General features: G+C 32.6%; 15 protein-coding genes and 1 pseudogene. 12 read left to right on the top strand and 4 right to left on the bottom strand.

Annotated elements, in window-relative coordinates:
• Positions 1-175 precede the first annotated feature (175 nt).
• A complete protein-coding gene (locus GvMRE_RS07395; protein WP_147410581.1) occupies positions 176-808 on the top strand; it encodes a hypothetical protein in 633 nt (210 codons plus the stop codon).
• A gap of 221 nt (positions 809-1,029) precedes the next feature.
• The gene (locus GvMRE_RS07390) at positions 1,030-3,525 is read left to right on the top strand and encodes a S16 family serine protease (protein ID WP_147410580.1); all 2,496 of its coding nucleotides are present in this window, start codon (positions 1,030-1,032) and stop codon (positions 3,523-3,525) included.
• A gap of 74 nt (positions 3,526-3,599) precedes the next feature.
• On the opposite strand, the gene GvMRE_RS07385 is transcribed toward GvMRE_RS07390, so the two are convergent.
• The 3 genes from GvMRE_RS07385 to GvMRE_RS07375 form a co-directional block, all read right to left on the bottom strand.
• The gene (locus tag GvMRE_RS07385) at positions 3,600-3,830 is read right to left on the bottom strand and encodes a hypothetical protein (protein ID WP_147410579.1); all 231 of its coding nucleotides are present in this window, start codon (positions 3,828-3,830) and stop codon (positions 3,600-3,602) included.
• A 55-nt stretch (positions 3,831-3,885) separates the two neighbouring features.
• Complete coding sequence (locus GvMRE_RS07380) at positions 3,886-5,250, bottom strand: amino acid--tRNA ligase-related protein (RefSeq protein ID WP_147410578.1); 1,365 nt, start codon at positions 5,248-5,250, stop codon at positions 3,886-3,888.
• Positions 5,251-5,398: 148 nt separating this feature from the next.
• Positions 5,399-7,219, bottom strand: coding sequence for an AAA family ATPase (locus tag GvMRE_RS07375; RefSeq protein WP_172575312.1), 1,821 nt, complete (start codon positions 7,217-7,219; stop codon positions 5,399-5,401).
• 61 nt (positions 7,220-7,280) lie between these two features.
• Here GvMRE_RS07375 and GvMRE_RS13710 point away from each other — a divergent pair, with 61 nt between their 5' ends.
• The 10 genes and pseudogenes from GvMRE_RS13710 to GvMRE_RS07330 form a co-directional block, all read left to right on the top strand.
• The gene (locus tag GvMRE_RS13710) at positions 7,281-7,427 is read left to right on the top strand and encodes a hypothetical protein (RefSeq protein ID WP_172575311.1); all 147 of its coding nucleotides are present in this window, start codon (positions 7,281-7,283) and stop codon (positions 7,425-7,427) included.
• A complete protein-coding gene (locus GvMRE_RS07370) occupies positions 7,376-7,738 on the top strand; it encodes a hypothetical protein (protein WP_147410575.1) in 363 nt (120 codons plus the stop codon). The genes GvMRE_RS13710 and GvMRE_RS07370 overlap by 52 nt, the downstream gene beginning before the upstream one ends.
• A 362-nt stretch (positions 7,739-8,100) precedes the next feature.
• Positions 8,101-8,463, top strand: coding sequence for a hypothetical protein (locus GvMRE_RS07360; protein ID WP_147410575.1), 363 nt, complete (start codon positions 8,101-8,103; stop codon positions 8,461-8,463).
• 39 nt (positions 8,464-8,502) lie between these two features.
• The gene (locus GvMRE_RS07355) at positions 8,503-8,820 is read left to right on the top strand and encodes a hypothetical protein (RefSeq protein ID WP_147410574.1); all 318 of its coding nucleotides are present in this window, start codon (positions 8,503-8,505) and stop codon (positions 8,818-8,820) included.
• Complete coding sequence (locus tag GvMRE_RS07350; protein ID WP_147410573.1) at positions 8,789-9,502, top strand: hypothetical protein; 714 nt, start codon at positions 8,789-8,791, stop codon at positions 9,500-9,502. The genes GvMRE_RS07355 and GvMRE_RS07350 overlap by 32 nt, the downstream gene beginning before the upstream one ends.
• Before the next feature lie 7 nt (positions 9,503-9,509).
• Positions 9,510-9,641, top strand: a complete 132-nt coding sequence (locus tag GvMRE_RS14385; protein ID WP_281267961.1) for a hypothetical protein — start codon at positions 9,510-9,512, stop codon at positions 9,639-9,641.
• Positions 9,642-9,983: 342 nt separating this feature from the next.
• Positions 9,984-10,238 carry a hypothetical protein gene (locus tag GvMRE_RS07345; RefSeq protein ID WP_147410572.1) on the top strand — a complete coding sequence of 85 codons (255 nt, stop codon included), beginning with the start codon at positions 9,984-9,986 and terminating at the stop codon, positions 10,236-10,238.
• Positions 10,222-10,575 carry a type II toxin-antitoxin system PemK/MazF family toxin gene (locus GvMRE_RS07340; RefSeq protein WP_172575310.1) on the top strand — a complete coding sequence of 118 codons (354 nt, stop codon included), beginning with the start codon at positions 10,222-10,224 and terminating at the stop codon, positions 10,573-10,575. Before GvMRE_RS07345 ends, GvMRE_RS07340 begins: the two co-directional genes overlap by 17 nt.
• A 271-nt stretch (positions 10,576-10,846) precedes the next feature.
• Entirely contained in the window at positions 10,847-11,092 is a 246-nt protein-coding gene (locus GvMRE_RS07335) for a type II toxin-antitoxin system CcdA family antitoxin (RefSeq protein ID WP_147410570.1), read from the top strand.
• A 114-nt stretch (positions 11,093-11,206) separates the two neighbouring features.
• A pseudogene (locus GvMRE_RS07330) lies at positions 11,207-11,500 on the top strand (type II toxin-antitoxin system PemK/MazF family toxin); the annotation flags it as partial.
• 91 nt (positions 11,501-11,591) lie between these two features.
• Here GvMRE_RS07330 and GvMRE_RS07325 read toward each other — a convergent pair.
• Positions 11,592-13,127 (bottom strand): hypothetical protein, encoded by a 1,536-nt coding sequence (locus tag GvMRE_RS07325; RefSeq protein ID WP_147410568.1) that lies wholly within the window; start codon positions 13,125-13,127, stop codon positions 11,592-11,594.
• Between the last annotated feature and the right edge of the window lie 35 nt (positions 13,128-13,162).

The following is a 13,162-nucleotide window of genomic DNA, read 5'->3' as shown; positions in this document are numbered from 1 at the left end:
CTCTCTCTCTCTCTCTCTGTAGATAAAAAACAAAAAATTTTTCTTTTAAACAAAAATCAAATAAGAAAAGGAGGAAGATATTAAAATGTTGGCAGACTTATTTGCGTTGGGTGCCTTTGTTATAATCATCTTTTTAATTTTTTGATTTTTAGCTCTTGGACTTTGGATTTGGCAAATGGTTCGTTTGTCCGGACAAGAAAATAAGACTAATTTATGAATCATTCTTGCTGTTGGATTAATGTCTAATTTCTTTGGTTTTTTTGTAGGCTGATTTCTCTGATGATTAGCACTCCCTATTGGTATGATTGGAGGAACTTTTATTACTGGTATTGTTGGTCTTTTCTTGGGAAGAAATGAAGAGAAAAAGCAAGAAACAGAAAAATATTTTTGGTGCGGTATTTGTAATATCAAATACAAAGAAGAATTTTTAGGTGGTGAAACTGCTCATGAAGGAAAAATCTGCCGTTCCTGTTTAGTGAAAAAACAGAGAGGAGAAACAAATACTTTTAATGGAAGCCAACAGCCACACCCAACTGCTCCAATTTCCCAACCAGTAAATGCTAACATTTATCAGCAACCTGAATATAGAAAAAAAAATGATAGCAACAGCGAAAAAAGAATATTGTCACGAGAATTAAGCCGCAAGCAAAGAAAAAGAAACAATTATCTTACTCAATTTATTATTAATCTGGCAGTTTTACAATGATTACTACCTCTAATTGCTGTTCTTATTTTTTGATTACAACTTAAAGAGCAAATGAAAGTTCAAGCCATGAATAATCACAGTTTAGGATTGGCTACGGATTAAGGAAAACCGTTTCACTAATTCCTAAAGAAATTTTATAATTGAAGACTCAAAATACAGATACCACCAGTATTATAAAGTTATTTAGAATAAACTTTTTATCCTATAATACTTGCTTTTTTGCTTTCATTAGGCTTTTGAATTTACAATTTAGTTAGATTTTTTGGTCTCAATGGAGAAGTTAATCAATTACAAGCAGAAATAAAAGAAATAGAGCATTAATTATGAAGTATAATGAATATCGAAAAAATGGTTCAAGCAAATGAAAAGCCGTTATTATTACTTTTACGATAATTGGAGTTTTATTGTTTGGCGGTATAATTTGATTCGCAGTTAAAAATAAAAAAAGTAGTAGTCCTAACCAGGCAAATCTTGGCGAGCAGCAAAATCAGCAAACACAAAAAGCTGTTTTACAATTAGCCAGCAACCTTTTAGGCAATACTAATAATCTTAACCAATTAACTAAAAAGCCAAGCGGAGATGCTAAAACTATTCAAGAAATTGAAGAAGAATTTTTAATTAGTGCTCTTGGCTCTGGTCATTACCCGACAAACAATATTAACGAGAAACTTCCACCAGAAATTATAGAAAGAATTTGATGAGAATTAAGACCATGAATTGAAGAATATTTGCGAGACTTAAATAAGTCAATTTTAGAGCATGCCCGAGAGAAATTTCGGCGGGATGTTGAAAACTGGCTAAAATGACAACAAAAAGAATATAATCGGCAATTAGAAGAATATTGAAAAAGAGTTCAAGAATTAAAAAAAATTGAGGACTTAATCCGTGAATACCAAAAAATTCGGGAGCAAGAATTATTAGATAAAATTAGCAGAAAAACAGAGTTGCGAAAAAAAGGTTATGTTGATAGAGATATTGAAAAATTGCGAGAATGAAATTTACTTACTCCCGACCAAGAAATACCAGACTTAAATGCTGAAACAAGAATAGGAGCAACAAATATTTTATGAGTTAGCGGTTCAGAACGAAATAAAACTGGTGGTTCTAGTGATTTAATAATTTTTTTGAAGCCAAAAACAGGAAAGAGTCCACGAACGGAAATTAATATTGATATAAAAAATAACTCACGACAAGCCATTAATTTTTCCATAAGAATAGAAGGAAGCCACCCTCAAAAAGGTTATAAATTTAAAGAATATTATGAACAAATTGTCCGCGATTTTTTAAGCGAAATAGGGAAATTTGATAATGACGTTTATGTTTTGATTAGACAAAGTGGTCCAGCAAGCGGAGATTCAGCAGGAATAGCCTTTTATTTAGCACTTTATAGTTTAGTCAATCGAGTGCCTTTGCCAAAGAATTTAGGTTCAACTGGGACTGTTGAAGGTAAAAAAACGGGACCAATCGGAGGTTTAAAGACCAAGATAGAGTGAAATGTAGAAAAAGAAAAACCAATTAACATTTTCATTCTTTCAGAAGCAAATTTAAATAAGCAAGGATATCAAAAGATCAATCCAGGAATGGTAACAGGCGAGCCAGAAGAAAATTGATTTGAAAATTTTCCTTCTTCTCTTAAAGAAAAACCTCATCAAGTTCACTTTATATTAACGAAAGATCAAATTGAAATAGCCCTACACGAAATATTAAAAGAACCTGATAAAAAAATAGTTCATAGTTGCTGAAGCAGCGAAGTTCAAAATAAGAAATCGCAAAAAGAACCTAGCCCAAAAAATATGGAAATTCAGGCTACTCCCGAACAACTTTTAGCCTTTATGTTTGATTCTGGATTTTGTGGAATTAGTAGAAATGAAGAAAGCAAAAATCAAAAAGACGAAAGAGGAAATATCACTATTCCGTTTGCTTCTTCTGAAACTGAATCATTACAAAACATACTATCAATTGAATTTAGTAAAATAAAAGCATTTGAAAAAGTTAAAAACCTCTACAATGAATACAAACAGAAACTTAATTCTAACTCAGATGCAGATGAATGATATCAAAACGAATTAGCCAAGTTAGAAAGTCAAAATGGCAATGAAGAAAACCAAGAACAGATCAGTGAACTTCAGGAAAAAATTGACAGATTAAAAGCAGAAGCAGCAACAAAGAGAGAAGTTGCCGAACAATCTAAAATCAACGAACAATCAATAGTAAAAATTGAAAAAGAAATTGAAGGCTATAAACAAGCAAAATCCAATGAAGAGGTGATTTTAGAAAATATTAACCAAAAAATAGAAGAAAACCAGCGGAATCCAAACCAAAATCCTGACCCAAACCTCGAAACAGAAAAACAAGAAATAATTAAAAGAATAGACGAAATAAACGAAAAAATTTCGTCTAGTGAAGCAGAAATCGCTAATTTGCGACAAAATAAATCTGATAAAGAGTTAATTAAAGAAGTTGAAGAATTAGAGGCTCAAACTAGGAACTTAGAAGAAGAACTACAAAAATTATTAAGAAAGCACAAATTATCTAATTCTCAAAATAGAGAATTAGAGACCAAAAGAAGAGAACTAGAACAAGAATATCAAATTCGCAAAAATTTAGATCAAGATAAAGAACAAATATACCGTGAATACGAAAACAAATTTAAAGAAATTGCTGCTCCCTTAGTTAATTTGTTCCCTGACATTTCCAGCAAACTAACCAATTTAGGTTATAAAAAGTTAATGATTCAATGAAAATTAGGAGAAAAATTTGGTCGTATTCATTTAACTTCCTTCGAATCTTCAGTAATTTTTAAAGCAATAAAAGATTAAGAGTATTTTAATTTCTTTCTAGCAATTTTTATCATCAAGAGAGAGCAAAAGAGACAACTTAAAAAGGCTAAAAATTAGTTAAAAAAAGCATAATTATAAACAAATATTAAAACAAAAAAAATAAACATTAAAAAAAGATAAATGGCTTGTAATTGCTTAGTTAATTTAGTAAAACCAGTATTTTTATAAATTTGCTCCTCGCTTTCTTGGGAAGGGGAAAAATCACTTTGTTCGCCAAAAAAAAAAGAAAGGGCAAATGACGCCAAGCCAACTAGTCAGATTAAAATTAATAAAAAAACTCGCATATAATTTATTTTACCAAAAAACCAACAAGAATGTCAACTTTCAAAATTGAAATTGCTATAATTTTTCATCAAGATAATTCGGAGTGCCAGTTAAGGAACAACTGCCATCAATGTTTTTGGGAAAAGCAATAACTTCTTTTAAACTTTTGAGATTAAGGACTATTGCTAACAAACGGTCAATTCCTAAACCAAATCCTCCGTGCGGAGGGGCAGCAAATTCTAGGGCTTGTAAAAAATAGCCAAAATATTTTTTTTGTTTTTGTTGGTCGTAGCCCAAAATTGTGAAAACTTTTTCCTGTAATTCTCGTTGGTAAATCCTCAAACTACCGCTTAAAACTTCTTCTCCGTTACAAACTAAATCAAAAGCCTCACAAATTACTTTTTCTGGCTTAATTTTATTATTTAATAAAGGTTTAATGTATTTTTTTTGGGGAATTGTGAAAGGATGACGAAAAATTTCGTATTTTTTAGTTTCTTCATTGTATTCAAAAAGCGGTCAATCAGTTATCCACAAAAAATTTAATTCATCTTTCTTAGTCGGATTACGCAAATCAGGCTTATCAGTGCCGTATTTTTTTATTACTTGTTGGTAAGTTAGAATAGGAAAAGGAGTTTTTAACTGGTAATTAAGGGTTTTTTTTAAGACATATTTTAAAAGTTTTTCCGTCAAAATCATTATTTTTTTTGTCGAGGTAAAACTCATTTCTAAATCTAATTGCGAAAATTCAATTTGTCTATTGCTGCGAGCATCTTCATTACGAAAACTTTTATCAATTTGGTAATGTCTAGCAAAGCCGCTCATCATTAATAACTGCTTAAAAATTTGGGGAGATTGGGGTAAAGTATAATATCTTTGTTTTCCCAAAGAGGAAGGAACCACAAAACACTTGGCTCCTTCGGGAGAATTTTGGGCTAAAATCGGGGTTTCTACTTCAATAAATCCTTGTTTGTATAAATAATTTCTAATTTGGTGAAGAAAATGGTGCCTAATAATTAAAGGTCTTTTACTCACATTGCGTCGTAAATCTAAATAACGATAGCGAAAACGGTTATCTTCATTAATATTTGCTTCATCTTTAATTTCAAAAGGCAAAGGTTTGGTTTGGTTAATTATTTGATACTTTTCTAAATTTATTTCAATTTCTTTTTTTTGTTGCTGCGACGGCTCGATATTTTTTTTTGGTTGCTTTATTTGGACTGTGCCTCAAATACTAAGTAAATCCTCGGAATTGACTTCCTTTTGGAAATCTTTGATTAGTTTTTTTTCCTTTGTAATTACTTGAATTTTTCCATAAGCATCGTGTAAACTAAAAAATAAAATTCCTCCTTTGTTAATAATTCCCCTCACCCAACCATTTAAGATTGTTTTTTTGCCTAATTTTTTGGAAATTAATTGAGAATAATTATAATTGTGAAACATTTACTTAAAATTTTAGTGAGAAATTGTTAACTTAATCAATTTGCGTTTTTCAACATTTTTTTCGTAAAAAAAATTAGAGATAAATTTTTTAATGTTTAAATTTAACTTTTACTAATCTATTTTTACTTTAAAAAGAAACCAAATTTTATTAATAAAAATCTCATCATGATGGTGTTCCTTTTTTTCCTTTTATTCTAATTAATTCTTGAATGAATTTAAGCATTTCTTTTTGTTGTAGTCCTTGGGATCGGTTATATTCAAATGTATTTCTTATTGCCTTTTTAAAATCATCTTTAGTGATGGCTTTTTCTCCTCGGGCAGTAGCAATAGCAGGAGCCTCTTTGTAAATTATCTTTTTGATATCGGCTCCGACAAATAATGGGCGAGGAGGGGCTTCGTCTTCATCAAACACTTTTTTTGGTGTTCTCTTTCCAGTTTTGTCGTCATAATCATATCCTGCGGTTCCCGCAGCAAGTTCATTTGGGTCTATCTCATATTCTTTAGTTTCAGTAATTTCTTTAAAAATATAATCGGTGAATTCTTTGGTAAATGCTGCTTTGCTTTTATTACCAAAAAAAACTGGTCAATTTTTACAATCCTCGCAAAATTTATCAAGAGTAACTGTAATAATGTCTTTAAGTTCTTTTTTTTCGGGAAAACTAATTAATAACTTTTTACCAAATCTTTCAGAACGAAAGAGGGCTAAATCAATTTGTTCGGCTTTGTTAGTGGCTGCTACAATAACAATACCAGGAAACTTTTTTTTGTCAATGCCGTCCATAATGGTATTTCATTCGGTGCATTTTTGCCTGCTATTTTCGTCATCAGTCATTTTCTCAAACTCATCAATGAGTAAAATGCAAGGGTCGCCTTTGGTTTCTTTAACCACTCCATTGAGAAACATGTGAATTTTTTCTTCTCTTTCCCGACGGTCTTTGCCAGAAAATTGTCCTCCTGTGGCGTAAGCAAAGAAAGCTCCTGAATCTTTGGCCGCTGCTTGGGCCAACAAAGTTTTTCCTGTGCCGGGTGGACCGTAAAGGAGAACATGTTCAGGTTCAACCGGAAAGTCTTTGTTTTGCCTCTTTCTTTTAATTAAGTTCACATTGTCTTTCATTCTTTCTTTAGCTACTTTTAAGCCACCAATTTGGTTTCAGGTAGTATCAATATCTCCGGAATTGACAATATATTTTTTTCTTTCTTCAGCCTCTTTTTGGGCTTTTTCTTCTTCTTGGGCTTGTCTTCTTTGCCGATCATTTTCTCCCGAAAGAACATCTCCAATTGCGGTTTCAGGAAAAGCCTTTCCTTTTAAATATCTATTTAAAAAAAATCCTCCACAAGCCACTACCAACACTGCTGCTAAAATCTTTTGCCAAGTCAGGAAAGTTTTCTCTCGAAAGTAAATGTTAGTGCTAGGCAAATGGTCTTTAAATTTATTTCCGACTAAATATTCTTGTAAATTTTGCCGATGGGAATGAATCACAAAAGCAATTTGCTTGCTACTTTGCTTATTTTGTAAAGAAATTATTCCTTGGCAAGTAACATAAGCCGAATTGCGAAAACCAGTAATTTCTAGGCTATCTACTTTCTTTACCGAATAATTATTTTTGCCATCAACTGAATAAACTTTCTCTTGAAAAATTTTATCTTGTTGGCTAGCCGGAATATTAATAGTGGTTAATCATTCTACTAACTTACCCGAGAGATAGAAGTAGAGACCAATGATAGCGAGAAAACAACCAATTGTCAAAAGATTATACAACAAATCATTAACGTTTTTTGTGTTTCAATCTCGAATATAAGTTTTAAAAACTTGGGCAGGAGTTTGTTTGCCAAAAATATACTCTGACTTCCAGATTAGCCAAGCCAGAAAGCCACAACCCACATAGCACAATAATTTTATTAATCTTACTATTCAAATATTGCCAAATAGAGTTATTTTAGCTTTATTAATCTGCTCTTGGAAGTTCATATAAGTATATTTTAATGCAAACATAACTACCAGTTTGAATTTCCATGATCCAAAAATCCTCATGGACGCATTAACTAAAATAAAACAAGTAAAAAAAGAAAACTTACGCCAATTCCTCCGTAAAGTCCGCCGTGTTTTCAAGCCCCAACACTGAAAATGAGCCGTCATAGCTGAACTTCAGAAAAATGGACACTGACACAAGACTTAACTTTTGCTGATGAATGTGCTAATTATTTAGTGTGATATACTTCTTCTGGGTGAGGAATAGAGAGTGAAGTAGCACAAATCAAGCCTTTTATTAGCCAAATTACTGAACTAGAAAATAATATCCAAATTCTCCAAGGAGACAAGCAAAAAGATGGCTACAATTGTGGAGTTTATTTAGTTAAATATATTGAAGAGATATTGGAGACTGGAAAGTTAGAGTTGAAAAGGAAATACATCGCTAAACAGTGTCAAGAATTTAGATGAGAATGAAAACAAAAAATCGGGGAGGTAAAGTGATGTAAATGGGATTAAAACTGCCTCTAAACTAGGCTTATTTATTAAAATCTATATATGAACAGATTAAGCACGATTAGGACTAAACAAGAATTCTTGCAGCAATTGAGAACCAAAATTAGGAATCAAGAAATCAGCGAAAAAGAAGTAATCTCACTTTTGGGAGAAAAGAAAACAAACTCTCTCAAACAAACTAACAAATGTCGTTTTTGTGGTCAAAGTCTTATCCTTCAAGAATCGAAAGAAAGCAAAAAAGCCAACCACCAGACANATCCAAAAATCCTCATGGACGCATTAACTAAAATAAAACAAGTAAAAAAAGAAAACTTACGCCAATTCCTCCGTAAAGTCCGCCGTGTTTTCAAGCCCCAACACTGAAAATGAGCCGTCATAGCTGAACTTCAGAAAAATGGACACTGACACAAGACTTAACTTTTGCTGATGAATGTGCTAATTATTTAGTGTGATATACTTCTTCTGGGTGAGGAATAGAGAGTGAAGTAGCACAAATCAAGCCTTTTATTAGCCAAATTACTGAACTAGAAAATAATATCCAAATTCTCCAAGGAGACAAGCAAAAAGATGGCTACAATTGTGGAGTTTATTTAGTTAAATATATTGAAGAGATATTGGAGACTGGAAAGTTAGAGTTGAAAAGGAAATACATCGCTAAACAGTGTCAAGAATTTAGATGAGAATGAAAACAAAAAATCGGGGAGGTAAAGTGATGTAAATGGGATTAAAACTGCCTCTAAACTAGGCTTATTTATTAAAATCTATATATGAACAGATTAAGCACGATTAGGACTAAACAAGAATTCTTGCAGCAATTGAGAACCAAAATTAGGAATCAAGAAATCAGCGAAAAAGAAGTAATCTCACTTTTGGGAGAAAAGAAAACAAACTCTCTCAAACAAACTAACAAATGTCGTTTTTGTGGTCAAAGTCTTATCCTTCAAGAATCGAAAGAAAGCAAAAAAGCCAACCACCAGACAACTTGAGATAAAGAATTTGCTAAACTACCTAAACAAGAACAAAAAGAAATTCGTGAAATGGAAAAAGTAATGAATGCCTTTGACAAAGCAAGAATTAAACACTAAAATGTTTTTAGATAAGAAAAATAACTTAGCAAACAATTGTCCGGATTGTAAAGCCAAATTTACTCCTAATAAAGGTGCGGCTTGCCTTGTTTCCTGCCCCGCTAAAAAGCTAGAAGTTAAGCACCAAAAATTAGTAGCAAAGATGTTAGTTCATTGTCTCCCGAAGCAAAAAATAAGTTGAGAATGTCCGCAAAACTTATCAGCCAAAACCCTGTTAAGCGATGGTTGAGGTTGAACTGATGACATTCAGAAAATAATCTATATTCCTTGGTATACTTTGAGAAGTAAAACTGAATTCTTTGATACTATTTCTCATGAAGTCGGGCATATTAAAGCCTATCAAAAAAAATTCTCTTTAGGCGAAAGGAGTATTCTGAAAAAACTCGCTTCACTTTACGAAAAAAGAGAACAGGCAAGTTTCAACAATAAGATTGTCAAAAGTATTTTTCTAAGTCGACAATTAAATGTTTATCGAAAGAAGAATCAGAAGTTAATCGACAAATATAACCAATGAGGTGATGGACATGATCATAATCCTTGATATCAAGAATATTGTCAAATTTTTAAGAAACTAATTAATTCTTCTTATTCTCAATATGCTTATGGTAATAAAAAGCCTCGTTCCCATGGCTTTGATAATTATGGGAGAGGTAAATATAGACCAAAGATTAAAATAAACTAGTTATTATATGTCGCGCACTCTCAGCAAATCTATGAAAAGAAAAAGTAAAAAAGGAGTCAGTTGAGCCCAATCAGGTCGTAACCAAAAACTAATTTCCCAAGCCAAATCTTTGGAAAAAGAGTTAGCAGAATTGTGTTAACCATTTTCTTTCTAAGTGGTCTGTTGATAGGCTATTTCTTAATTGCTTTGCTAGATAACTTACCTGCCCTTTTATTTACTTTGTAATTAACCATTCATTAAAAATATTACTGAACTAGAAAATAATATCCAAATTCTCCAAGGAGACAAGCAAAAAGATGGCTACAATTGTGGAGTTTATTTAGTTAAATATATTGAAGAGATATTGGAGACTGGAAAGTTAGAGTTGAAAAGGAAATACATCGCTAAACAGTGTCAAGAATTTAGATGAGAATGAAAACAAAAAATCGGGGAGGTAAAGTGATGTAAATGGAATTAAATTCTAAAATTATTATATAAGATTATGCCAATAAATAAGAATATCAGCCCGATTCTTGCCATTAAGCGAACACCGAAATCACTAATTATCAAAAGCAATATCCAAGAAATCAAGAAAATTTGTGAAAAAAAAGGAATAGATTATGAAATCCACCAAGAAGCAAAGCCTAAATTTAAGATTAGTGATGAGGAACTAAAAGAAGCTTACCAAAAACTAGCCAAAAGCAAAAATTACGAAAAAGAAATGAGAGAATGAGATGCTATTGAAGAAGACGAATAAGCCAAGAGTAATTAAATATCGCTCGGTTTACTGAGTGAAATTAGGAAAAACTTTTGGCACGGAAATCTATAAAACTCGTCCTTGTGCAGTAATGAGTAATGATTGACAAAACATTATTGGCAAAAGAGTAGTTGTTGTTCCTCTTACTACTGCTCCCATGCCCAGCGTTCCTTTTCATATTTCTATTGAATTTGACGGAAAAGAAGCCAAAATATTGCCGGAACAAATTCGTTCGGTTGATAAGAAGCGAATTGGTAAGAAAATAGGAGAATTACCTGAAGAGATAATGATTGAAATAGAGGAAATGCTTCGTATTTTGCTTAACTTTCATAAATAAACTAATCATCACCCTAATACTTAATTTATGGTTCTCTAATGCCTATTTTTGCCCTTTTATTCCTTGTCCTCTTGTCACCACAATTTTCTAAAAAACTATGAATAAAATCTTATTGAAATCTAAGTTAACGTGTCTCGGTTCATTTTACATTCTCTCTTTGAAATAAAGCCAGTCTCTTATGCTAAAATCATCTAATTAGTTAAAAATAATAAAATTTAAAAAAAAAACCAATAATACTCACTGCCTAGTTAAGCAAGTAAAATATGATATTATGGCAGGACGCAACGCAAACATCTATTTTCCTGAAAAAACTTATCAAAAACTTCGTCAAGTAGCCGGAACTAAAATCAGCCGTTTTGTTAATGAAGCAGTGGAGGAAAAAATTAAACAAGTAAAACAACAAAAAAAAGAGCAATTAAGACAAGAACTTATTAAAGATTATCAAGCAGTAGCTAAAAGCCAAAAAAGACGCCAAGAAGACCTAATTTGAGACGAAACTAGCAATGATGGGCTATAAAAAGATGAAAGAACCAAAAAGCAAGCCCTCCTAACAATCTCCTTATCCTTTTCCTCATTACGGAGAAATTTATTTGGTTTATTTTAATCCTCGTAAGGGGTCGGCAAACTTCGTCCTGCTCTGGTAGTTAGCAATGATATTCAAAATGAATACGACCATCATGTTATTGTGTTTCCTTTATCAGATGAGGATTGAGAAAGTTTATCACCGGTAAAAAACTTGGAAATACTAATTAAGGCTAATTCTGCTAATGGTTTAGCCAAAGACAGCAAGATTTTACTTAATCGCTTGCGAGCCATTGATAAGAAACTACGCTTACGAGGTTATTGTGGAGCAGCCAGTAAAGAGATAATGGAAAAAGTAAACCAAGGATTAGAGTTAATTTTAAATATTAAAAAAGTGTTGTAAAATTCTTTTATTTTAAGCACGGAGCAACAAAATTTCCCTTTACTGGCCCCCCTGTATTTTTTAAAATTTTCGGTCTTTTAGGAATAGGAGTTTACTCCTCTTCTTCTGAAACTTGTTTTTTCTTGGTTAGTTGGCTAATAATTATTCCAATTAAAATAATGGCTGTAAGTATACCAAAAATAATGGCTACTTTAGCCCAAGTAGGTTGTTTTTGTCATCAGCTTTTTGGTGCTTGGTCTTGGGTTTGTGAACTTTCTTTTTCTAGTTTTTCTAAATGTTGAATAGCCTCATTTACTTCCTTTTTAAGGCTTTCCAGTTGAGTAACTAAACTGCTGCTTTGGATTTGGTTTAATTCCTCTTGAAGGGTTTTAGCAGGTTCGTTGTATTTTTCTTTACCCTTGGCTTGGTTTACTTTTTTTAATATTTCTTTAATTTTTTCTAAGTTAGCGTCTTTATCTTTTCCAGATTGAATATTAGTAGCCTCGTTTTCTTTAACAATTTTATCTACTGTGCTTGGGCTAACATTTTTTCATTCTTCTTCTTTAATTTCTTCTCCTGAAGAATCAGTTGGAACATCTTCTTTTCCTCCGGGGGTTTTTTCTTCTGGACCAATAGGTTTTTTACCATCTTCCTTACCACCAGGAGGAGTTTTTCCAGAGTCATCACCTTCGCCACTATCGGGATCTCCATTGTCAGGATAAGGACCACCTGGTAAACCAGGACCAGGAGGAGCAGAACCTTCTTTGGCTTTTTCTGTATTAATCAATTCTTTTAAGCGATCACGCTCGGCATTAATAGCAGTTTCACTGTCTTTTTTGCGGATTTCTTCTTCTCAGCTGCCTAATACTTGTTTTTGGTCTTGACCATTGATTTTGCCAGTTTCAGAGCCAGCTTTTTCTTTTCAGTGGTCTTTAACTGCTTGAATAGCCTCATTAATAACTTTGTTTAGATCTAGAGGAGACGGATTTTCTTCCTTGCGACGAGCTTCTTTAACAGCACTTATTGCTTGGCTTTCACGACTATCTAATTCATTTTTATCTTGAGCATCACGAAGTCAACTTTCTCAATTACTTTGCCCTAATTCAGCATTTAATCCACTATCACTAACCGGAGGTGATTTTTGCATTTCATCTCTTATTCTTTGGATAATACCATTATAATCTAGTTCAGTTTGTTGTGGTGGTACATAAGTGGCTCGAGCACGGTGGGCTTGGTCTAAATCATCTTTTCTTCTCTCGTGAGGTTTAACATTATTAGTTGTTTGTCCATAAGAAGTATAAGTAAAGTCTTTATCTGCTGGACGAAGACCAGTAATTCTACCTCCTTGTTGACCAGCATTTCCAACATCGCCGTTATTATTTCTTAAATCTCTTCAACCATTAGCTCAAGCTTGGTCTGCTTCACTATCATGAACCCCAGGACGAACTGGACTTAAACCACTATCTTTTCAGCCACTACGAATTGGTCTTGGTGGTGCGTCATTTGCGTCATCAAGAGCATCAGCATTATTACCATTAGGACTAGTAAAGAAAACATTTCAAACTAACTGTTCAGCAACATTAAATAGTTTAAGGGCTAAACCAGAGCGATCGTGGGTTAATCCGGTATTTACTTCGTTTCAGGCCAAATTTTTGGCTTGAATGTCAACGTTATTTCGTCGTG

The sequence above is a fragment of the endosymbiont GvMRE of Glomus versiforme genome (genome assembly GCF_003546845.1).
The sequence above is the reverse complement of the archived record's forward strand: the minus strand, read 5'-3'. Positions and strand labels throughout refer to the sequence as shown.